At 43.2% G+C, this 21,320-nt stretch carries 16 protein-coding genes; 7 read left to right on the forward strand and 9 right to left on the reverse strand.

Translation table 11 applies throughout. The annotated features are described in order from the left end of the window. The first annotated feature begins 659 nt into the window (after nucleotides 1-659). The 5 genes from AVL57_RS16395 to AVL57_RS16415 all read left to right on the forward strand — a co-directional run bounded on the left by AVL57_RS16395 (nucleotide 660) and on the right by AVL57_RS16415 (nucleotide 7,923). Nucleotides 660-1,538 (forward strand): NAD(P)-dependent oxidoreductase, encoded by an 879-nt coding sequence (locus tag AVL57_RS16395; RefSeq protein WP_057789518.1) that lies wholly within the window; start codon nucleotides 660-662, stop codon nucleotides 1,536-1,538. A gap of 420 nt (nucleotides 1,539-1,958) precedes the next feature. Further along, a complete protein-coding gene (locus AVL57_RS16400; RefSeq protein ID WP_057789516.1) occupies nucleotides 1,959-2,303 on the forward strand; it encodes a cupin domain-containing protein in 345 nt (114 codons plus the stop codon). A 4-nt stretch (nucleotides 2,304-2,307) separates the two neighbouring features. Then, complete coding sequence (locus AVL57_RS16405) at nucleotides 2,308-3,615, forward strand: MFS transporter (RefSeq protein WP_057789514.1); 1,308 nt, start codon at nucleotides 2,308-2,310, stop codon at nucleotides 3,613-3,615. 297 nt (nucleotides 3,616-3,912) lie between these two features. Continuing rightward, entirely contained in the window at nucleotides 3,913-4,476 is a 564-nt protein-coding gene (locus tag AVL57_RS16410; RefSeq protein WP_057789513.1) for a DUF2780 domain-containing protein, read from the forward strand. A 90-nt stretch (nucleotides 4,477-4,566) separates the two neighbouring features. Next, a complete protein-coding gene (locus AVL57_RS16415; protein WP_057789511.1) occupies nucleotides 4,567-7,923 on the forward strand; it encodes a DUF748 domain-containing protein in 3,357 nt (1,118 codons plus the stop codon). An 85-nt stretch (nucleotides 7,924-8,008) separates the two neighbouring features. Here the strand turns inward: AVL57_RS16415 and AVL57_RS16420 are convergent, their stop codons facing one another. The 9 genes from AVL57_RS16420 to AVL57_RS16460 all read right to left on the reverse strand — a co-directional run bounded on the left by AVL57_RS16420 (nucleotide 8,009) and on the right by AVL57_RS16460 (nucleotide 16,576). After that, nucleotides 8,009-8,974 carry a vWA domain-containing protein gene (locus tag AVL57_RS16420; protein ID WP_057789509.1) on the reverse strand — a complete coding sequence of 322 codons (966 nt, stop codon included), beginning with the start codon at nucleotides 8,972-8,974 and terminating at the stop codon, nucleotides 8,009-8,011. 22 nt (nucleotides 8,975-8,996) lie between these two features. Beyond that, nucleotides 8,997-10,508 carry an FHA domain-containing protein gene (locus tag AVL57_RS16425; RefSeq protein WP_138118247.1) on the reverse strand — a complete coding sequence of 504 codons (1,512 nt, stop codon included), beginning with the start codon at nucleotides 10,506-10,508 and terminating at the stop codon, nucleotides 8,997-8,999. A gap of 36 nt (nucleotides 10,509-10,544) precedes the next feature. After that, a complete protein-coding gene (locus tag AVL57_RS16430) occupies nucleotides 10,545-11,363 on the reverse strand; it encodes a PP2C family protein-serine/threonine phosphatase (protein WP_057789504.1) in 819 nt (272 codons plus the stop codon). A 2-nt stretch (nucleotides 11,364-11,365) separates the two neighbouring features. Next, nucleotides 11,366-12,172, reverse strand: coding sequence for an FHA domain-containing protein (locus AVL57_RS21355; RefSeq protein ID WP_197427684.1), 807 nt, complete (start codon nucleotides 12,170-12,172; stop codon nucleotides 11,366-11,368). 9 nt (nucleotides 12,173-12,181) lie between these two features. Beyond that, entirely contained in the window at nucleotides 12,182-12,991 is an 810-nt protein-coding gene (locus tag AVL57_RS16440) for a MotA/TolQ/ExbB proton channel family protein (RefSeq protein WP_057789502.1), read from the reverse strand. A gap of 33 nt (nucleotides 12,992-13,024) precedes the next feature. Next, nucleotides 13,025-13,393, reverse strand: a complete 369-nt coding sequence (locus tag AVL57_RS16445; RefSeq protein ID WP_057789500.1) for an FHA domain-containing protein — start codon at nucleotides 13,391-13,393, stop codon at nucleotides 13,025-13,027. A 1-nt stretch (nucleotide 13,394) separates the two neighbouring features. Then, nucleotides 13,395-13,922, reverse strand: a complete 528-nt coding sequence (locus AVL57_RS16450) for a hypothetical protein (RefSeq protein ID WP_057789498.1) — start codon at nucleotides 13,920-13,922, stop codon at nucleotides 13,395-13,397. 11 nt (nucleotides 13,923-13,933) lie between these two features. Continuing rightward, nucleotides 13,934-14,740 carry a hypothetical protein gene (locus tag AVL57_RS16455; protein WP_057789496.1) on the reverse strand — a complete coding sequence of 269 codons (807 nt, stop codon included), beginning with the start codon at nucleotides 14,738-14,740 and terminating at the stop codon, nucleotides 13,934-13,936. Nucleotides 14,741-14,809: 69 nt separating this feature from the next. Beyond that, the gene (locus AVL57_RS16460) at nucleotides 14,810-16,576 is read right to left on the reverse strand and encodes a serine/threonine protein kinase (protein WP_057789494.1); all 1,767 of its coding nucleotides are present in this window, start codon (nucleotides 16,574-16,576) and stop codon (nucleotides 14,810-14,812) included. 535 nt (nucleotides 16,577-17,111) lie between these two features. Here AVL57_RS16460 and AVL57_RS16465 point away from each other — a divergent pair. Both AVL57_RS16465 and AVL57_RS16470 read left to right on the forward strand, forming a co-directional pair. Continuing rightward, nucleotides 17,112-18,944, forward strand: coding sequence for a PP2C family protein-serine/threonine phosphatase (locus AVL57_RS16465; RefSeq protein WP_057789492.1), 1,833 nt, complete (start codon nucleotides 17,112-17,114; stop codon nucleotides 18,942-18,944). Next, nucleotides 18,931-21,294, forward strand: a complete 2,364-nt coding sequence (locus tag AVL57_RS16470; protein ID WP_158443223.1) for a M4 family metallopeptidase — start codon at nucleotides 18,931-18,933, stop codon at nucleotides 21,292-21,294. Before AVL57_RS16465 ends, AVL57_RS16470 begins: the two co-directional genes overlap by 14 nt. Nucleotides 21,295-21,320 lie beyond the last annotated feature (26 nt).

Raw genomic sequence — 21,320 nt, forward strand, 5'->3', positions numbered from 1 at the left:
ATGAATATCTGAATCTGGTTTAACCCTCAACCTGTTCAAAGACTAACCAACCCAACCATAGTCGTCAACCCTCTACCAAGCCACTAGTTACCAATTAAAATTACCAAATAGATCAAGATATTCACGGTTATTAAACATTTCAAAAGCGTTATTATCGATTAATAAAAACCCATATATTTCAACTGGATGAATCAATTAAACTTTGTAATATGCAATTTTACGGCAAAGAAAACCGTTAACAAAAAATTCAAATTAAAATTAAAAAACAAACCAAATTAGTACCATTTTTTAATTATTGGTTGACAATATGGCATGATACTAATAATGTTTTTGATATGCTGATTGGTTCAAGAAGCAAAATGGACTGTCATCATACTAGTCGATAAGAGACACGAATTAAGTTTGGCATTGGTTAATGGTGAATATTTAATTGGTAAGTGGTCTTTTGATAGGAAGAATGTATTGCCCCTTCAATTTTAGCGGGTACATCTATCATCAGTCACTCTGTTCAATACAGAGCCCAGTTATTTAGCGAGACGTTAATCTTAAGCTCAAATTACTTATTAAATTAATTAGAAGCAAGATAGCGCACTCGGCTATGAAGTGAAGTTCACATCACTCTCATCACAGCCTGTGCCATGATATTTTAGGAGTTATACATGTCAAAACCTGTCATCGGTTTCATCGGTCTAGGCCTTATGGGCGGCAATATGGTCGAAAATTTACAAAAGAAAGGCTACGAGCTTAATGTAATGGACCTTAACAAAGATGCGGTAGCAGCATGTGTTGCAAGAGGTGCTAGTGCAGTTTCTTCAGCTAAGGAACTAGCTGAAGCATCAGATATCGTTATGCTTTGTTTAACTACTTCAGCCATTGTCGAAAAAGTAATGTATGCAGAAGACGGCATTCTTGCAGGCATGAAAGAAGGCTCTGTATTGGTAGACTTTGGTACTTCAATTCCTGCATCTACTCGCAAGATTGGTGCTGACCTAGCAGAGAAAGGCGTTGGTATGATTGATGCACCTCTTGGTCGTACACCAGCTCACGCTAAAGATGGTTTACTTAATATTATGGCTGCGGGCGATATCGAAACCTTCAACAAGGTTAAGCCTGTACTAGAAGACCAAGGCGAGAACGTTTTCCACCTTGGCGCATTAGGCGCTGGTCATACAACTAAGTTAATCAATAACTTCATGGGTATGACAACAGTATGTGCAATGTCTCAAGCATTTGCTGTAGCTGACTTAGCTGGTGTAGATCGCCAACAACTTTTCGATATTATGTCGACCGGCCCATCTAGCTCACCATTCATGCAGTTCTGTAAGAACTATGCGGTTGATGATGTAAGTGATCTAGGTTTCTCAATCGCAAATGCGAATAAAGATCTTGGCTATTTCTTACAAATGGTAGAAGACTTAGGAACACAGTCTAAAATTGCAGAAGGTTCATCTTCTAACTTGCAGGCTGCGTTTGACGCTGGCATGGGTAACGGAAACGTACCAGAGATTTTTGATTACTTTCTAAAATTAAAAAAGTAGATCCTGTCTGAACTACTTGGGTGCTTGATGCCAACCAATCGCTTTATTAATATTGGTTAGTATTAAGCACCCCGTTACACCTCAATTTACAAAGCAAATAACTAGACTACTGTGATTTTTGGGGTTACTAGGCTATAACGAAAGCACACACCTGTAGTTAACGTGCTGTGAAGTTAACCGAACTCTTACTGTGTTAGTAACTGAACTGTTTCATTAACAATAAAAAGGTGAGGTAACACCCTATGTGCTTCTTATCCTACATCACACAAACAATACCCCTTCCTTCTACCGAATTTGCTTCGTTTACTAACAACACATCTCTGAATGACACTCGTTTCAAATTCACATAAGAATTCAAACCCTATTTGTTAAATGGTAGACCGCCATTTAAGAGCTATTTAATTATTAGGAGCAAGTAAAATGCAAAAGCAAAGCGCACTTTTTTTATCAGGCAACGAAACTGAAATAGAAGATATCGGCGGCGGGCTAAAACGCCAAATGCTTGGGTATAACGAAGAATTAATGATGGTTAAAGTCTTTTTTGACAAAGGCGCAGAAGGGTACGTGCACGCACACAGACACTCTCAAGTTACTTACGTTATCGAAGGTGAATTCCATTTTAGTATTAACGGCGAAGTAAAAGTAATGAAGCCGGGTGATAGTTGTCTTATTCCACCGCATGCAGACCATGGCGCAGTTTGTCCTACTGGCGGCATATTAATTGACACCTTTAGTCCTCCTCGCGAAGACTTTTTAGAGGAATAAAACTGTGAAATTAAATGGCTTACGTTGGTGGGTAATCGCATTAATTGCGCTTGCCACCGTGATTAACTATATCGACCGTCAGGCGCTTAGCGTGTTATGGCCTGATATTGTTGAAGAGTTATTTCCGGATGAATCAGCGTTAGAACGCAAGCAAATTTACGCTAATATTTCCATTGTGTTTGTATTTGCTTACGCGTTTGGGCAAGCCATTTTTGGTAAAATTTTCGACTGGGTTGGTACCCGTTTAGGCTTTGTATTGTCTATCGGCGTATGGTCGTTAGCCACCATTGCTCATGCATTTGCACAGGGTCTATTAACCTTTAGCATCTTTCGCGCCATATTAGGTGTTGCTGAAGCTGGCAACTGGCCAGGTGCAGCAAAAGGAAATGCAGAATGGTTTCCCACCAAGGAACGTGCGCTTGCACAGGGTATATTCAATTCCGGCGCTGCCATTGGCGGTATTATTGCCATCCCCTTAATAGCATTTTTAACCGTTTATTTTAGTTGGCAAATGTTGTTTGTTGTTGTGGGTGCAGTTGGATTACTGTGGTTAATTCCTTGGTTAATTCTGGTGAAAGCACCACCTGGTGCACACCCTTGGATTACTGACGAAGAGCGTGAGTATATCCTTACTGGCCAACGTCAAACTACTATGTCAGCAGACTTAGTTGAGACAGAAGTAGAAGAATACAACCCTTCCACTGGTGAGCTACTTAAGCGCAAGCAAAGCTGGGGCGTAATCATAGCCTCTGCCGCTATCGACCCTATTTGGTGGCTGTTTGTATTTTGGATCCCTATTTACCTAAATGAAGTTTATTCAATGGATGTTAAATCTATTGGTATTTACGGATGGGTACCTTATGTGGGCGCAATGTTCGGTGCTTGGTTTGGTGGGCTTCTTGCCCAAAATAGACTTAAAGCCGGATGGGATACAGATAAAACCCGAAAGCTAACCATCACCCTTGGTTGCTTAATTATGCTTCCTTCGCTGTTGGCTATGTCGCAGCCTGGTTCCCCTACTATGGCGGTGATTATTATGGCCGTTATCTTGTTTGGTTTTCAAACCGCTATTGGTAATGTACAAACACTACCTAGCGATTTGTTAGGCAAAAAAGCCGTAGGCACCTTAGCGGGCTTTTCAGGCATGGCTGCAAAGTTAGGCGCGGTTGGTTTAACTGCATTGGTCCCATACCTTACCGCCGATGGTAACTATGCTCCTGCATTTATCATTGGTGCGACACTTGCCATTGTGGCAATGGCAGCAGTATGGGTATTAATCCCTAAAATTGAACCACTGAAAAAGCTAGACTAGGCTTAGACTAAGATAAGCACTGACGATGGCTACAACACATAGGTTGTAGCCATTTACATGCCTTATGAAGTAACAACCTCAAGCAGTACTTCCCCCATGTAAATGTAAAGCTGCTTTACATTTTATTTCAGGCAATAGCACTAAATTTACGTTAGGATAGCGCTTCAGAATACCGCCTAAATTTCACCTATTTCACTATCTTTAACACTATCGAGCTAGACTAGCGCTAACCTTGCTTCTTAGTTTGCTGAGATACTTGCTACAGCCCGGTAGATTTTTACTTCAAAGGAAAATCTTATGAAAATTTTATCTTTATTCGTTATCGCTACATTATCATTTTCGGCACACGCTTCTGCCAACGACACGCTTAACAAACTAAAAGGTATGTTGGGTGATGCCAGTACATCCACTTCACAAACCACAGAAGCGGCTGTGGCTAGCTCGTTGGATGTGTCTAGTTTGGTAAGTATGGTGTCAGAAAATTTAGGCGTAAGTGAAACGCAATCTGAAGGTGGTTTAGCATCTATTTTTGATTATGCTAAAGGCAACCTCACTACTGCTGATTATTCAGAACTTGCCAGTGCCATCCCTGGGCTAGACTCTTTGTTAGAAAACGTACCCTCTGTTGCGGCAGATTCTACCAATGGCGGTTCAACCATATCAGGCTTACTAAGCAAAGCCTCTGAATACAGCAGCTCTCTAGGTTCTATAAACGAATTGAAGCAACAATTCGATGCACTGGGTTTAGATGCAGATATGATAAGCAGCTTTATCACACAAATTAACACTTACCTGAACAGCAATGAAGAAACACAGACTTTACTTCAGTCTGGTTTAGGTAATTTAGCCTCAATGCTTTAATATTTATTTTAGCGGCTGTATGAGTGATTGATCTATGCCATCACTTATTCGCCGCTTTTTCCTCTTCTTTTTAATACGTCTAGAATAATTATGCCCATAAAAAACTTAACCACTTCATTTAAGCAGCAACCTAAATGGCGGCGTATTGCTACCTACTTTCTGTTGGCATACTTATTCTACGCGTTAATACTGGGCCTAATTGCCCCCTTGGTTCTTGAATCTAAAGCGCCCAAAATATTAAGTGAAAAGTTAGGGCGAAATGTCAGTATCGACAGTATTCGCATTAACCCTTTCTTATTGCGCGCCAGGGTGTCTGGGTTTTCTATTGAAGAAGCGAGTAGCAACGAAGCATTTATTGCGTTTACACTGCTTGAACTTGATGTGGGCTTTTGGCAAACCCTATTCAGCTTTACCCCTACCCTAGAGCACTTTTATTTAAATACGCCTTATGCGCATATTGCTAGGGTATCGGACGTTGATACTTCACCTACAGCTGGTCAAGAATCTACAGTATTTAATTTTTCTGACATTATCGACACGCTCGCTAAAGCAAACGAAAACAGCCCAGAGCCTGAAGCGCAAGAGCAAAGCGAAATACCTCATATTCGTTTGGGGGAATTTCGCCTGAGCAATGGTCATATTTCAGTGGCCGATCATGTCACCGACACACAACTTGATTATCCAGAACTGTCATTCACATTAACCAACCTTGATACCCTCGCCACCGGCTTAAACGCAAATGCAGACAATAGTGCAGGCAATAGCTCTACTAGTGCCGCTGATAATAGCAGCGAAAAAAAGTCTGCTAATCACTATGCGTTCACCTTAGCGACCAACGAAGGCGGAAGCGTTCAATTTGATGGGCAGTTTCAGCTGTCTCCTATAGATATAGCGGGTAGTTTTGAGGTTAGCCAAATTGCGCTAGCGCCGCTGTGGCCATTGTCTGATGACGTGATTGATGCAAAAATAACAGACGGCGTCCTAAGCTTCTCACTCAATTATCACCTATCAGAAGACAACAACGATTTTCGCTTTCAAGCCAACGATGCGAAGTTATCCCTATCTCATTTAGTTATCTCTGACAAAGAAAGTCCTAGAATTAAGCTAGCTGAATTACGTGTTAGTGACATAAACCTAGACACAAAAACACAGCAGGTTGATGTGGACAATTTTAGCCTACAGCAACCTTGGATAAGTGCTCAAATCGACAAATCGGGGGTAGATTTAGTCTCAATATTTACCCCAAAAGGGCTTAATGAAAAAGCGCCGCAAGCGGCCTCGCGTTCTCTTTCTACAACAGCCCCGTCTACAACAGCCCCGTCTTCTACAGCAGCCGCAGAAGCTTCGCCTACGCCATCAGATTCTAGCGCCAGCGCAGCGTCAAACACAGGGAACTCAGCTTCTGTTGACCCCACACAAAGTGATAAAGCGGCTTGGCGCGTAATATTGCAAGAGTTCGCGTTGAACGATGGCGATATAATTGTACAAGAAAGTATGGTTTCTGACGGGGTTAACTGGCGAATATTTCCGCTAAACGTAAGCACAGGCGTGATTGATTCTACCCTGACTACGCCTATCGATTACGCTATTGATATGAAGCTCGGTGGCAGCCTAGTGCAGTCTTCACCTTCAAGCCTATCAGACACTTCATCGATAGCCCCACCCGCTTCATCAATAGGCAGTAAAGGCACTATTTTAGCCAATGAGCAAGCCGTCTCGGGTACTATTGATGTCAGCCAGTTCGGCCTTTCACAACTTCAGCCTTATGTAGGACAGTACTTAAATCTTGCTCTTAAAGAAGGTAGTGCAGCCCTTTCAGGGAGTTTCGAAGCGGATAGTGACAGTAAAATAGTATTTAATGGTCAGGCGGATATAGCGTCACTCACAATTATCGATGGCTTAAAGCAAGAGCCTTTATTGCAATGGGCAGACTTTCAAGCAAAGGGTATTGAGTATAGTTCTACTGACAGCACCTTTTCCTTAGAAAAAATTACGCTGGATAAACCTTACGCGAAGCTTTTAATCGCTGAAGATAAGCAAACTAACTTTAGTAATATTGTGGTGGAGCAAACAACCTCGACAACTAATACGCCCGAAGGTGTCCAATCTGAATCTAATCAGGAAGCTCAACCCGCCTCTACTGAAGAAGCCTCTGAACTTGTTATTCGCATTCAAGAAATAGTCTTTAATGATGGTAGCGCCTACTTTGCAGATAATTCTTTGCGCCCACGCTTTGCGTCCGGTATTGAAAGCCTAAACGGCAGTATTACTAAGCTTTCATCCAATGCCGACACCGCCGCGGATGTAGACATAAAAGGCAAAATAGATGGTTACGCGCCAGTCGCTTTATACGGTTCTATTAACCCGCTAATAGAAGATATCTTTTTAGACCTCACGTTCACCGTAGAGGGCGCTGAATTAACTTCAGTAAACCCTTATTCTGGCACTTACATGGGCCACTTTATCGACAAGGGTTTATTGTCACTTGATATACAGTATTTGCTAGAAAACAATCAATTAGCGGGTAATAACCACGTGGTCATCGACCAGCTAACCTTGGGTAGAAAAACAGACTCTGACCAAGCGCTTAGCTTACCCCTTGGGCTCGCCATTGCATTATTAGAAGACTCGAACGGTGTTATCGATCTTGGTCTTGAAGTGTCTGGCGATTTAGATAGCCCAACCTTTGGTTTTGGCTCTATCATATTAAAAGCAATTGGTAACTTGATCACGAAAGCTGTGACTGCCCCCTTTTCGTTATTAGCGAACTTAGTCGGCAGCGACGACGATGAGCTTAACGAAATTGACTTTACGCATGGCTCATCACAGTTAACTGACACCGCTTCAAGCAAACTCGCTACCCTTGCCGATGCACTATCAAAACGCCCAGGGCTTCGCGTAAACATTGAGGGTACAGTAGATGAAGTGCCAGATACCTATGAACTGGCAGAACAGAAACTGCAACAACAGCTGTTAGCACTTTCTGGCCAAGAGACATTACCAGTAGACTTGTCGCCAAGTACCATGCCGGTGAGCGGCCCTCTAGCTGACGCATTAAGTGAGTTATTCATTAACACCACCGGCAAAACTGTGGAAGAAGAACGTGTAGTGGTCATCGCTAAGTTGCAGCAAAACGCGGACGGTGAAGGTTCACTTGGTGATACACGTGAAGATACTGGGAATAGCGAAACAACACCTACTCAAGTAACACCTGATGCATCACTAGTTGAACAAGCACTCTATATCGCCATGTACAACCAAGTTAGAAGTGGTATTGATATACCGAAGCGAGAACTTGCACACTTGGCCGATGCACGCGCCAAAACCGTAAAGAACGTTTTGGCAAATGACCTTCAGATTGACGCGAATCGTCTGTTTTTGCTGAATAGCAGGCAACACTTACAACTTAAAAAGAGCGGTGTAGCACTCACCCTTGAAGCTAACTAGTTCTTCAGGCAGATTTTCATACTTTTCAATGTTAGATGTTACAGACTACTTAAAACATGCCACTTATCACAGCTTAGCCGCTTCATTAAGATGCGGCTAACACTGCAATAAGCAGCATAGAGAGCATTTCAGAAGGCTCTTCAGAATAGTGCCCATTATCCGCACCACCTTTCTTGGACACAGCTTTAAAGAACGGGATACTATGCGGTTTAGTTAGCGCAATAATATTGTACGAACTGTCACCCCGCCGAGTCGCGTTCCCTGTGTACATGGCCATCACGCTTCGCAGTTTGTTGCCTGAGATAAAACTGCTTACGCTGTTTAATATTTCAGCCTCATAATTTTTGCTCACTTGTACTCCTCTACCTGAGTTAATCAATATATTGGCCTGGGCTTCAGATATTGCATAAATATCAAAACTTCTAGAGCCAATCATTTCATAAGGACCTACATCACCGATAAGTACGTAAGCTTTGCGCACTTTGTCATTGGGGGGCGAGAACATCGCCATGGCATTCGATACCGCTTCTGGTACATCGGTTTCACCTGGTAAAAGCTCAAGCGCATCTATCTGCTGAATGAAGCCTGCCCGAGATGCCTTTGTAATAACAACACTTGGCACAGTGATAAACTTGCCATCGCCACCATAGGCCACCACACCAATCTTAAACTCCCGAGTAACCTTCGGCACTTCAATAGTGAGCCGTTTAATGGCATCTTTTAATCGTTGTAAAGGCACTGCCATCGAGCCACTGATATCAATGGTGATCACCAACTCTATCGGGTATTTATTTATGCCTTCTGCAAGTTCTTGCTTGGCTTCTTCTAAGCTTTTTTGCGCAGAAGCTAACTCTTTTTTAGTTTGAGTAGACTCTGCTTTAGCCGCATCAAGTTCTTTTTTAATTTCACTTATAGATTCGGGAGAAGAGCCCGTGTTGGGGAAAAAAGGCAGTGCAATAATGGCTAAAAACATGAATGCTCCCATCGCTGAGGCAAAGAGATCAAGTGCAGACATGCTAAATACGTTGACTTCCCTGTTACGTAGTTTCATTTGCTTTCACCTGTTCTTTCACCTAAGACGGCAAAAAATGAACCGAAAAAGTTACCGTACCAATTCGAAGGGTATCGCCATTTTCTAGTTCGGCCTTCGTATTTGGCGCTAAGTTTCTATTATTTATTGCAGTTCCATTTACGCTTCCTAAATCTTCAATCATTACCTTATTGTCTATCAAAATAACGTTTAAATGCTCTCGTGAAACACCCGGCACATTAATAACGTAGTTTACTTTTTGTGCCGACCGTCCTATTAGTATGCCGCCTTCGGTTCTAGCCAAAGTAGACCCAATAACTTTAATGCGATGCTCACCACCTGCTTCATCTTTGCCATCGAGAACAATGTCGTCAAAGTTTGCAGACGCTTTGCTAAGCGCTTCTTGAGCCGATACGACTTTGGCTTTCTCTGCCGACAGTTGCTGCTTGTTTTCTGAGGCCTCTTGCTCCACTTCAAGCAGTTTTTTCCTACGGCGGCTTAAAACAATAAGCACCACAACCAGCACTAGAATGATTGGAATGGCATAGTAAATCATTTTTTGTTGTTCACTTTTCTTTTCTTCTTCAAATTCCAGCTCTTTTTGCTTACTCTTCGCTTCGGTTTCTTTTACTTTTTCTTCTTGTTCTTTAATCGCTTTTTCAGCATCTTCTAGCTTTTTCTGTTGCTCAATAGTCTGTTGCCTAGCTTCTTCTAGTGCCTCTTCGGCCTTTTGACGTTCCGCATCTTGGCGGGTCGTATCAGCTTTAGCTTCTTCTAGCGCTTTTTTCTTTTCTTCTGCTTCCTTCTTTAACTTTTCAAGCTCTTCTTCCACCGCCTTGCGTTCAGCTTCTTGCTTCTCAAGTGTTGCTTGCTGCTTTTTCTTTTCTTTTTCTAACGCGGCCAATTGATCTGCTTCAGATAGACAACTATTTTCTGACTCTTTGAAATCTATGTTTTGCTTAGTAAGAAACGTTTTTAAGGTGGTTAGGCTGGTCGCTGCTGAAAATGATGAAGACAGTTTAAGGCGCTTATCGAAAACCCCTTTGATATCGCTAACACTCACCCCCAATAGCTCTTGGCAATTGTTCACCAGCGGTGCACCAAACTCTCCTTCACTCAGCAATGCCGTGTGCTGCCACCGCTGTTCAGGGTGGTTTTTATCTGCCGGAAGTATAGAGTGAAGTGTGCCTGCCGTTGACAGATCATTTAGCTTCAACAAGTAGATTTTACTTCCAATGGAAGTATCCTCCTTAGCCACTACCGCAGGATTACCCGTTAACCCGTTCACATGTAGAATGGCTAAATCTAAGCCTTCATCATTTGCTGATAGGTCAGCAATCAACCTCGCCTTGCTGGTAGGGTCGGTAACAACATACTGATTTCCTTGTGCCAGCAGTTTTTGGTTGATAATGACGGTTTCGTTTGCGACCAGCGTAGCGATACCTGTTTGCTCAACTTTTCCATCATCAAGCACCTCTATAGTAACCGTAGTAAAGGCATAGGATGGCAAAGTAAAAAGTACCCAAAGTGCAATAAACATCCCTACTCTATACACAAGCGTATTCCTTAAATTATCTGTCAGTTAATTTTGTTAGTGGGTAGATGGCTCTTCTAATATTTCACCCGCTTCCGGCTGCACCGTAGCGGGCTCATTTACCACAGGTTCTTTTACCTGCATGACAATAAGTGTCGCGTTATCTTGTTTAAGCCGTTCTTGTGCTTTAACTGCGTTTAACAGTGCCATTGTTAGCTCATCAGTATCATTTGAAGACTGGTGACATACCTCAATGATGGTTTCATCACTACAACTTTCCACCCCATCGCTAGCCAAAATAAGTAAATCGTTTGGTTTGAGTTCTCTGGAGTGGTCTGGCGCATCAACTCTCTCAATATTTTCGCCCATTACGGCCTCAAGTAATTGAGAGCGAATCGGTGATGTCCTTGCGTCTTCACTAGAGATTTCGCCTAACTCAACCTTTCTAGCCAAGACTTCCGACATAGAATGGTTTTCGTTGAGTCGCACCAGCGTCTTATCACGTAGCAACCACATTGGGCTGTCTCCCACGCTTAGCCATTGCAGATATAGGCCATCAAAAACCGCCGCGATTAACGTGGTTCCCATACCTGATAACTCAGGCTTTTCCTTTACCTGATGATAAATCGCAAGGTTAGCCGCATCTAACGCGTTAATTAAACGCTGCTTAATATCCTGCTCATCACTTTCAATAAAGTGCTGTTTGAATGTATCGATAACCAAGTGACTGGCGATATCTCCTCCTACATGCCCTCCCATTCCATCAGCTAACAGCAACAATCGGAAACCATTAGGCCAAGTTACTACTGAGGCGCTGTCTTGCTGACTTTTACGAGCACCTATTATTTGAGACCACGCCACCTGTACCGAATACATGATTAATCCTCTTCCATGCTTTCCCAAGTAAAGTTTTCGCCACACAAAGGAACAAACCTCAATGTAGTTTCGCCAATGGAAATGTGACTAAAAGCGGGTAATATCATAGGCTGCAGCACCGGTGCGGGCTGGTTATCTAAGTAAGTCATATTGGTACCTGAACCCGGCTGAATATAGAACTGATTACCCCGAGGATCGTAAGAGATTGTGGCATGATTAACCCTAGATACTTGGCCATCCCCGAAATCAACACAAACCCTTTCTGATGCACTTCGACCGATACTATTTTGCCCAAATCCCAATTTTAAAAAGTGCCCTTTACCTGGCCCTTTTACCACCACTAGCCACCCAGAGATGGGGTCTTGCATAGGATCAGGCATCGAATGTGGTGACTGCGCGGCGGTTTCAGTCGTACTGACTGGCGGCGCGCTAGGTCTTCTATTTCCCCCTATCACAGTGGGTAATGCATCAATGTCATCGTGTTCTGATATTCCAGCGTTTTCTCGAATATCAACGAACTCGTCAGGTGTTGTCGATGGATGCCGGTTGGCCGGTGTTGTTGGAGGCTCATCAAATATTAAACCCGAGGTTGCAGACCTTGATGGGCTGGTGCTGGAGGGCACAGTATTAACGGGGGTAGCGTTAGAGGGTGTGGTCACTGTTGGCCCGTCATTAGCGGTATTGCTACCCATACCACTCGCACGAGTTTCAGGTTCGGTTGGAGCTGTATCTTTAGAAGCTGTATCTCCAGAAACTATGACTGACGGCATATCAACTGGAACGCCATCAGGGCCTCGTTTAATCGCCATGGTGCACCTCTATTTGTTTTCGTAAAGTCTATTAATTAAATTATCCATACAATATTGACCGGCATTATTAAGTGCCATTTCTTCTCTGGCCTGCACGATATGCAGTAAGAAAACCAATACCGCTGACATGATCAGCGCCACTAACGTGGTATTGAACGCTAAGCCTAAATCTGTGGTAAGTAGCCCTAGCCATTCTCTAATCGCGTCGGTGTCTGATACATCGGGCATATCTGCCGCCGACGATAAGGCTAATGCAATACCCACCACCGTGCCGATAAACCCCAGCGTAGGTATTAACCACACAAGGTATCGCAACATATTAAATTTGAGCTCTATTTCATGCTGCATTAACTCAAGGCTGGAATTCATTAAAGAGTTGGCTTGGTCAGCTGAATTACTGCCCTGGAATTGCAGGATCACCCGTTTGGTGAGCCGTTGAACAAAGAAGTGTTGAGCAACTTTACGCTCGCATATACCGGTATAAATAGGTACGAGATCTTTCGCCCTCAGCATAACGTCATCTTCTTCAGGCAATATATAAAGCTTAAGCTGCTCTAACTCTTTGGCGGAACGATTGTGCCTAACCCACATTTCGCCTAGCCCTATAAAGAACATGAGCCACATTAGGTTTTGTAAGGTAGCGGGAAACATACCACTACTGCGATCGAACAATACATCGCCCACGTTTATTTGACCGGTTTTGGCTTCGCTGACAGGAAGAATTAATGCAAATACGCCAACCACAAATATGGTGATAAATATAGCGACTAAAGCCACAATGACTCGATATTTCTGCTCGTCTGATTCCAATAAATTCATAACGTTTATCAATCCATGTTTCATGTTAGCTATTTACGAGGACGATTCAATTTCACCCGTAGCAGAGTTGCGAATAGGCTTGAATGACATAGGCTCGACATCTTCATTCACGTCTTTTTGCTTTGAAAAGCTAGCCACTGCAGGGGAATTTATAATGCTACTGAACTTAATTTTTTTCGTTCCCAATACGAGGGAATCGGCTCCGTCTATGTAGCCTTGCTTAAGCGGCTTCCACTCGCCGTTTTTATTAAAAAAAGTGCCGTGGGAAGACCCATGATCGGCACAAAAATAACGCCCACCACTGGTAATAGTGATTTCCATGTGAATGCGAGAAATACTTGGGTCGTTTACGCAAATGTCAGCTTGACTCGACCTGCCTACGGTATAGGTTACAAACGCCATATTATTCTTCCAATGAGTAGCGGGTTCGCATGGCCACAATGTCTTTTATACCTGTAGATACAATACCCACCTGCTTTTCCACGCTGTCTACTTGTGAGTCTAATTGCTTTAAATCTTTAACCAGTTCATCTTGGCTACCTTTTTTCTCGCGAAGCTGCGCATTTTTATTTTCAATGAGCTGAGCACTGTCTTTGTTCTGTTGATCAAGTGCGAGGGTTTGCTGTTCAACTTGCGCTATTTCCTGTTTTAAATCGGCAAGCTGCTGCTCGGTGAGTTCGTAGGTAGATAACTCTTTTTTAACTAAAAAAAGCTGACTTTTATAATAATCTACTTCTTCATCTACCCCTTTCACTCGGCTGTTTAAGGTATCCAGTTTTTCCTGCATACTCGCAATGGTTTTTTCATCGAGCCCGCTAACACTTGCCCAAATTCGATCCGCCGTGCTTTGTTCTCTAGGATCAGCAGATACTGCACAGCCCACCACCATTACACTTAACATTACCGCAGCGACTTTATTAAAAGGGTTCATTTCTAAGCTCCTTAGCCTGCAATTAGGCTAGTAAGTGCGGTACTTTGCTCATCGAGTTGTGACGACTGAGTTTGAATAGAGGCCAGCTGCATTGAAAGTTGATTACGCTTAGCCAGTAGCTCTTCATGCGCCTGTTGAGTCTTTGCCTTATCTTCTGTTAGCGACGCAATTTCTTCTTCGCTGTCTTCAAGTGCACTGTCTAAATACACAAGCGTTTCTTCGTACCGAGTTTCAAGCATTTTATTTTTTTCTCGCAGTGCTTTAACTTCAGTTAGAAGTGCTGTTGCCTCAGCAATTTCAGCTTTAGTTAACGATGCTTTACTTTTAAGTAATTCAACCCTATCTTCCATGGTGGTAATATTTAATTTGGTTTGTGCTAACTCGTCTTCACGTGTTTTAATCGCGTTTTCAGACGCTTCAATTTCTGACTCTAAGAACTCGTAATTACTGGCATAATTCATTCGTCTTATGGCTATCGCTTCACCTATGTATTTTCCCAATTTATCGCCTGCTATCCCTCCGATCGTGGCACATCCCGCCATAAGCAGCGTGTTGCCGTTAAATTTCTTATAGCACGCGAATCCTCCAACAATAGCGCCAATAACTTGGCCAACAGTCCGAGCAGTACTGATGTCCTCTTTGCCTAATTCTTCAACTGGCGAACTCACTTCAAATGAGCTGAAGTCCATACCACCTTCACTACTTCCCTGATTACTCTCTGGCGTTAAAGCCCCCATCAAACTTTCTGCTGTATTTGCGCATCCTGTTAAGAGTAAGCATGCAATGCTAGCTGGTACTACTTTGTTTAACGTATTCATCGTTTAAATCCCTATTAAATTGATAGACGTCTTTCAAGTTTGTATTTCGTATGTATCTCGTACGTAGTCTTAACTGCAATCTGTCGGGGTCACCGTGATGCGCTTTTCGAGTAACGCGGTGATTTTAGATTTCTCACTTAACAACGATGCTTCTTGAATAAGTGCTTTTAGCGACGTGAGATAATCAGCTTTATCGTATTTCCCGCGCTGTTGATTTGTACTAATCATGTCGTCAAAGACACTGTCAATTCGGCTTGACGAAGATTGATGACGAGTCACCAAATCGAAAGCTCGCTCTCTGGCTTTGGCTAAATTCTTTTCAATGTTTAAAGTCCGATTTTCAATACCTGAGCGAAGCAATTCTATATTTCGCTCCCCGGCTTCATCCATATCATCGATGTCTTGCATCGCGCATAACATTCTCTTTTCAATAGTATTACTGTCGTTATCCATCTCTGCCTTAGTGACCAAAGAATAGATAATATCTATCTCTTCGTTCACTAATACTTGCGTAGATGCGGTACTACTGTCAGTCGACTGCAAGCCATAAAAGACACCAAGCAACACCACCACAGCCAAGCAAAGTGCGCCAACCCATACTTTGAAACTATTATTTTTAGATGCTGGAGCCCGATGGTGAGGTTGATTTTGATAAGACTGTGGCTCAGCACCATTAGTAGTCGGCCCTGTCTGGTAGCCGGTATTACTGCTCACGGGAATAGGGGCGGAACTAATAGGCCCAGCACTAGAACTTACATTCGAAGTCGGCGGTGAAGTAGCATGTGAGGTTTGAATATGCGCCACATGAGGCGGATAACTTGTCGATGAACCAGGTGTCGAATGAGCCGACGAATCAGGTGAATCTATTCGCGTGGTTTGTTGCTCATCCAACCCAACGCCCGTGCCCTCATAAACATCTGATGAAACCGGTACACCTTGCAGCGCTGCGATAACCTCGTTAGCCGTTTGGAATCGCTCACTTACCCTTATCGCGATCGATTTTTTAATCGTATTAATAAAATTTTCAGAATACTGGCCTTTAACTTCATCAATACGTGTTAATGCAGGGTCTGCTTGCCCTTGAAGCACCCGAGCAGTGCGATCCTCCACACGTGGTGGGTTAGCGTTAAGAACGATACGCCACATCATGGCACCCACAGCATGAATGTCAGTCCATGGCCCTAGTTCACCTTCAGAGCCGACTTGCTCTAAAGGTGCATATCCATAAGTTTGCATCTGATTTTCAGACTTTTGAGTATGACCGAAGTTTTGCTTCGCCGCGCCAAAATCTATCAGTAGCGGGCGCTCATCTATTGAACGAACAAAAATATTAGCAGGCTTAATATCTCTGTGTAAAACACCTTGTTCGTGTATGTATTGCAACCCTTCTAACACTGGAATCATCAACTTTGTAATTTGCGCTTCAGTGAGTGGACTGCCTTGTGCGGTATGGGCTTTGAGTATTTGAGCGAGCTCTTTCCCTCGCTCCAAATTCATCACTAAATACGCCGTTCCATTGTGCTTAAAGAAATCCTTGCAGCGAATAATATTAGGATGGTCATCAAACTGAACAAGCTGCTTTGCTTCATCGAGAAATTTTTGAATGCCTGTTTCAAACTCTATTTCATCAGACTGGCTGAGGGGGTAAACCGTTTGACCTTCGCGGGTAGCACAGTGCTGTGGCATGAACTCTTTGATCGCCACCAAAGATTCAAGGTGTGTATGGCGGGCTTGATAAACAATACCGAAGCCTCCAACCCCAAGGACTGACTCAATTTGATATTGTTGAAGTTGCGTGCCAGCTGGCAACGCCAGTTTGTGTACCTTACTGCTCATTCGTCCCTCTGCAGTGGTAAAATACTTACCTGTATACTCACAATTCTTGTTTTAAATTTTTATCGTAAAATTTTGTTAGATTGTGTGGCGCCTTATAGCGCTAATTTTGGAAACTTTACAAAATACGAAAGCCCTTATCGATCATTTTTTAAACAACCCTAAAAGGTATACACCAAAGAAAATGACGGTGCAATAACTTCCCCGCCCATAATATGTTTATTTTTTAAACGCTAGCCACGGTACGAAAAATGATCAATACTCGTAGTTAGTAGTGAAAAGAATTTGCCTCTTTTCGTCGTTCTACGCAGTTATGAAATATATAAAAAATATATATAAATGCGACATTGACGACACCAAGGACAGGTAAAAATATGAAAACTACATCTCCCCTCGCACTACTCACTACTGTGTCTATCTATCCGATTTACCGGCAACAACCAAACCTAATGTCCTTATCTGCCATCGTGTGATGGATGTTTAGCGATGCATTATTAATAACGCCATTAATCGCTGTGTTGCTTTATGGGAGGGGAATATGCAAAACCAATATCGCGTTTTCTCAGCTAGTCATATCGGCCAGCGAAATGAAAACCAAGATGCATTTGCCGTTTTAACACACTCTAAGTGTGATGAGTTACTGTGTGTGGTGGCCGATGGTATGGGTGGGCATGAAGGGGGCGCGTTTGCCGCTAAGAAAGTTGTTGAAACGTGCAAGGTTAAATGGGAGGAATCTGAAAGTGTTATCGACCCCGACACTTTCCTTAACGAATTAGCCTTCTGTGCTCATGAGGCAGTAATAGATTCTGGAAATGCAAAATTCGACCAAGCGCAATCTCTGGTGAGTGTGCTGTATATTCATTTAGAAAAAAGCATCTACGTCTCTATGCATGTGGGTGATTGTCGAACTATTCAGTTTGCCAATAAAAACTTCATTAAGCGGACCATCGACCAATCTCTCGCGCAACTCCACGCTTTGAAAGGCGACATTTCAGATGATGAAATTGCCTCTCATCCAGATCAAAATAAAATTTATTCGAGTATTGGCGGTAGTGAACCTCCTTCTCCCATTATTGAGCATTATAGCCCTGACGGAGACACTTTTTTGATTTGCTCCGATGGGTTTTGGGAGCTTTTTAATCAACATGCGTTAGGCGTTGCAATAGAAAAAATTGAGAGTGCGGAAGCGTTAGAAGAACTGATAGAACAGCAGGTGTCAGGTAAGACGCACCACGATAATACCACCGCAATTATTGTGAAATTACCTCCGAGTGAAGATAGTTCTTCCATGTTCGTTCCCCCATCCCTTGCCGCGGGGCACCAAGAAAGTGAAGTTGAGGGATCTTTACGTACTGAAGGCGCTTTGCCAGCTGAAAGCTCTTTATCCGCTGAAAGCTCTAAACCCGCTGAAGGCGCTTTATCCGCTGAAGGCTCTAAACCCGCTGAAGGCGCTTTATCCGCTGAAGGCTCTACGTCATCGAATGACAAGAATACATCAACCAAATTAACCACTTACCACTATAAATTTTTGCTAGGTTTGGGAAGCATCATTTTTGTTATCGCTCTGACGTATTACTTTCTAAGTAGTACTGATAGCACGCATGATTTACCTGAGCCCTTGCCCACATCGGGGAAGACTTCTCCCTCTAAGCAGTCATCAGAGCAACCATCAGGACAGGCGCCCGACCAAAAACCTGAACAGACAAGTGAACAAAATAAAACCACGCCTTCTGAACCCCAAGGAAAATCATCAAAAGAGGCTATAGGCACTCAAGCTTCTACGGGCGAATCAGGGAATATAGAAACCCGTAGACAGACGCCTAATATCCCTATATTGAATATCGATGATGCTATCGAAAAAACCGAAGACGTCATAAGGCAAAAAGGAGGTTTAGGTGAAAACGACACGCTTAAAGTCACTACCCGAGGTAATGTTATAGGTAATAGTCAGGTTATTAAATTTCAACAATTTTATAAAGACTTACCTGTATATGGTGCCCAAACCATCACCTTAGTTCGAGATGGCAAAATAGCCAACATAGACAGTAAGACACTCAATGATATCGACATAGATATTTCTCCTACATTATCTGCAAAAGAAGCGGTCATATTGGCTGAAGATGAAATTGGCACTCGCTTAAATGTACTTGAAGCCCCTCAGCTAATTATCTTTAAAAAAGAAGATAGCTATTTACTCATATGGCGAGCAGAAGTCGAAAAAGCAAGTGGCGAACGAGTCATGTTATTTCTAGACAGTACTAATGCCCTGATTGTCGAAGAAATTAGCCTGCATATCTCTGGGGGCCAAGAAGAGATAAGCTTTGAGGATATTGCCTCTGAAGATGAAGCTTCAGAAAATGAAAAAGACTAATTTTTCATTTAGCAAGCGCCGAATAGCGGGCATGTTATGGCTTGGGCTTCTTTTCTCCTTTCAGCTAGAACCCACGCTTGCAGCAGAGAAAATAGGTGTAAATCGTGCACCAAAGCCACTAGAGAACCAATCTATACTTTCTTCGGCAGCTGAAAGAAAAGCCTGGGTAAAAAATGCTTTATCTGCACAATTTAATTTAGATGAACACAACACCCTAGATACAAAAGACCAAGAACAGCTTTTAAATAGCTTTCGTGTAGTGTCTGTTTTCCAAAAATACAACAAGGTTCCTGTGGTGAATGGGGAGTCCCGTTTGCTTTTGAATGAGAAGAATCAGCCGGCTTATGTTCTGGGTAAGCACGGTAATATTTCTTCAACAAGCACAACAGTTCCAATGCTTAGCGAGGCAGATGCACTCTCAAGATTGCAAAGTGCCAAAGAGACTGATGTTGCGTCTAGGTTAGTGTATTGGCCATCGCCAGAAGGTCACCACGTTCTGGCTTATGAATTCGAAGGTGAGTTTACAACTAAATTGGGGTTTGCCCCTTCACAGCGTGTTTTTATTGATGCATCTACCGGTGAAGAGTTAGACCGAATACCTTTATTTCACACTGCAATGCACCGGCAGGTAAATAACTTTGTAGCAGCGTGCAACGAATTTAAAGTTAAATTCCCTCTTATCCCCCCCCTCACCGATCGCGTTGAAGCGCGAGCTATGAAAATGCATGCGCGAACCGAAGGCAGCACCCCAAGTAATGATGCCTCTGTTGAAACTGCATTTACACTATTAGGTGATGCCTATGAATTTATAGATGCCGTACTGGGTATGGATAGCATTGACGGGAATGGTTTACGATTGAACATGTTTATCAATGTGCATTTTTTAAAGGGCATGCCCACTATTCAGTGTTACGGCGATGTGTTCAATGCCATGTGGATGTCGCGGAAACAGTCTTTATATGTGCCAGAGGAAGGCCTTCATTTTATTGAGATTACTATGCATGAACTGGCTCATGGCATAGTTTCAAATGGCAGTAATCTTGAATATTCATTTCAGTCAGGGGCGTTAAATGAATCGATTGCTGACTCCATCGGCATTGCATTTCGAATTTGGCTAGAGCATGCAAATAAACAAACCAATTCAATCAAAATTCCCAGGGAGTACTGGATATTACGGATGCCTTCTGGTCCAGAAAGGGATTTAGCCGACCCAAGTTCTCTTGATTTTGGACAAGGCAGTTACCCCGATCACATGGATGATTTTTTCAGTTGGCCAATTAAAAAAGATCGGGGGGGCGTGCATATAAACTCTTCCATAATGAATATGGCGTTCTATTTAATGGCCAATGGTGGGCCGCATCCACGCCATTCTGGGACGGATAAGGTAGTGGCTATTGGGCTATCCTCGGCAGTGCACATAGTTGCACAAGCAGCATCTAAACTTCTGGTGCAAAGTTCCAATTTTGAAGACGCTCGCTTTGCCTACGCATTGGCCGCAGAGGCATTACATGGGAAAGGCTCAAAAGAATGGATATCGGTGCACCAAGCAATGGATGCCGTAGGCGTATCCGGTGCGTGGAGTATGCCTCAAGAAATTCCAGAAATAGAGCCTGAACCTGAAACTACTCCTATACCTAAACCAGAGCCAGAGCCAGCTCCCCAGCCAGAACCAGAGCAAAAACAAACCGAAACGGTGCCTGCTCCTCCTGCACCTGAAAAAAGGCCTGAACAAACACCCGCCCCTAGTGAAACACAACACGACAATCAACTCATCATTATATTGGTGTTAGGCGGTGTAGGCCTTTGTATTGCATTGCTCGCGCTATTTAAATTGAAGCCTGCTTATAGCAAAAACGAAGGGCCTGTAGGGTATGGCGCTTATATTTCGGCAACTAGAGCTTCATCGACCAGTACTTCAGTGCATGCAAGCCGAGCGTCAAGTCGAACAGCTAATGAAACCACTAGCGGAACTGCCAGTTCAGCTTCTAAGCAACCTGAAAGGCAATCCTCCCCTTCTCTAACGTCGGTGTCACTCGCGTCGCCTTGTTACTTACAATCGCTTGCGGGCAGCCAAAAACTTGATATTTCTGTTGCTACCGCGGCTAAGGGTGAAGGCTTTGTGATTGGCCGAGCTTTGGAGTTAGTGCATTTGCAGCTTAGAGATGAACGAATATCCAGACGGCATTTAAGAATTAAATTAAAAGGCAGCAGTTTCACGGTTGAAGATTTAAATTCAACACACGGTACTTTGCTGGACGGTGAGCGACTCCAGGCTTTTACACCAGCACCCATTAGGCACGGACAGCTTCTTCGTATTGCTGACTTTAGTTATGTTTTCAAAGTAAATTGAGCGAAGCACTGCAAGCGCCAACCTAT

Source organism: Alteromonas stellipolaris (assembly GCF_001562115.1).
GTDB lineage: Bacteria > Pseudomonadota > Gammaproteobacteria > Enterobacterales > Alteromonadaceae > Alteromonas > Alteromonas stellipolaris.

Coding starts and splice junctions, on each gene's coding strand:
- AVL57_RS16460 (WP_057789494.1), bottom strand. CDS start 16,576: ATGAGCAGTAAGGTACACAAACTGGCGTTGCCAGCTGGCACGCAACTT.
- AVL57_RS16465 (WP_057789492.1), top strand. CDS start 17,112: ATGCAAAACCAATATCGCGTTTTCTCAGCTAGTCATATCGGCCAGCGA.
- AVL57_RS16420 (WP_057789509.1), bottom strand. CDS start 8,974: ATGAAACTACGTAACAGGGAAGTCAACGTATTTAGCATGTCTGCACTT.
- AVL57_RS16450 (WP_057789498.1), bottom strand. CDS start 13,922: ATGAACCCTTTTAATAAAGTCGCTGCGGTAATGTTAAGTGTAATGGTG.
- AVL57_RS16415 (WP_057789511.1), top strand. CDS start 4,567: ATGCCCATAAAAAACTTAACCACTTCATTTAAGCAGCAACCTAAATGG.
- AVL57_RS16410 (WP_057789513.1), top strand. CDS start 3,913: ATGAAAATTTTATCTTTATTCGTTATCGCTACATTATCATTTTCGGCA.
- AVL57_RS21355 (WP_197427684.1), bottom strand. CDS start 12,172: ATGGCGATTAAACGAGGCCCTGATGGCGTTCCAGTTGATATGCCGTCA.
- AVL57_RS16470 (WP_158443223.1), top strand. CDS start 18,931: ATGAAAAAGACTAATTTTTCATTTAGCAAGCGCCGAATAGCGGGCATG.
- AVL57_RS16395 (WP_057789518.1), top strand. CDS start 660: ATGTCAAAACCTGTCATCGGTTTCATCGGTCTAGGCCTTATGGGCGGC.
- AVL57_RS16440 (WP_057789502.1), bottom strand. CDS start 12,991: ATGAATTTATTGGAATCAGACGAGCAGAAATATCGAGTCATTGTGGCT.
- AVL57_RS16445 (WP_057789500.1), bottom strand. CDS start 13,393: ATGGCGTTTGTAACCTATACCGTAGGCAGGTCGAGTCAAGCTGACATT.
- AVL57_RS16430 (WP_057789504.1), bottom strand. CDS start 11,363: ATGTATTCGGTACAGGTGGCGTGGTCTCAAATAATAGGTGCTCGTAAA.
- AVL57_RS16400 (WP_057789516.1), top strand. CDS start 1,959: ATGCAAAAGCAAAGCGCACTTTTTTTATCAGGCAACGAAACTGAAATA.
- AVL57_RS16455 (WP_057789496.1), bottom strand. CDS start 14,740: ATGAATACGTTAAACAAAGTAGTACCAGCTAGCATTGCATGCTTACTC.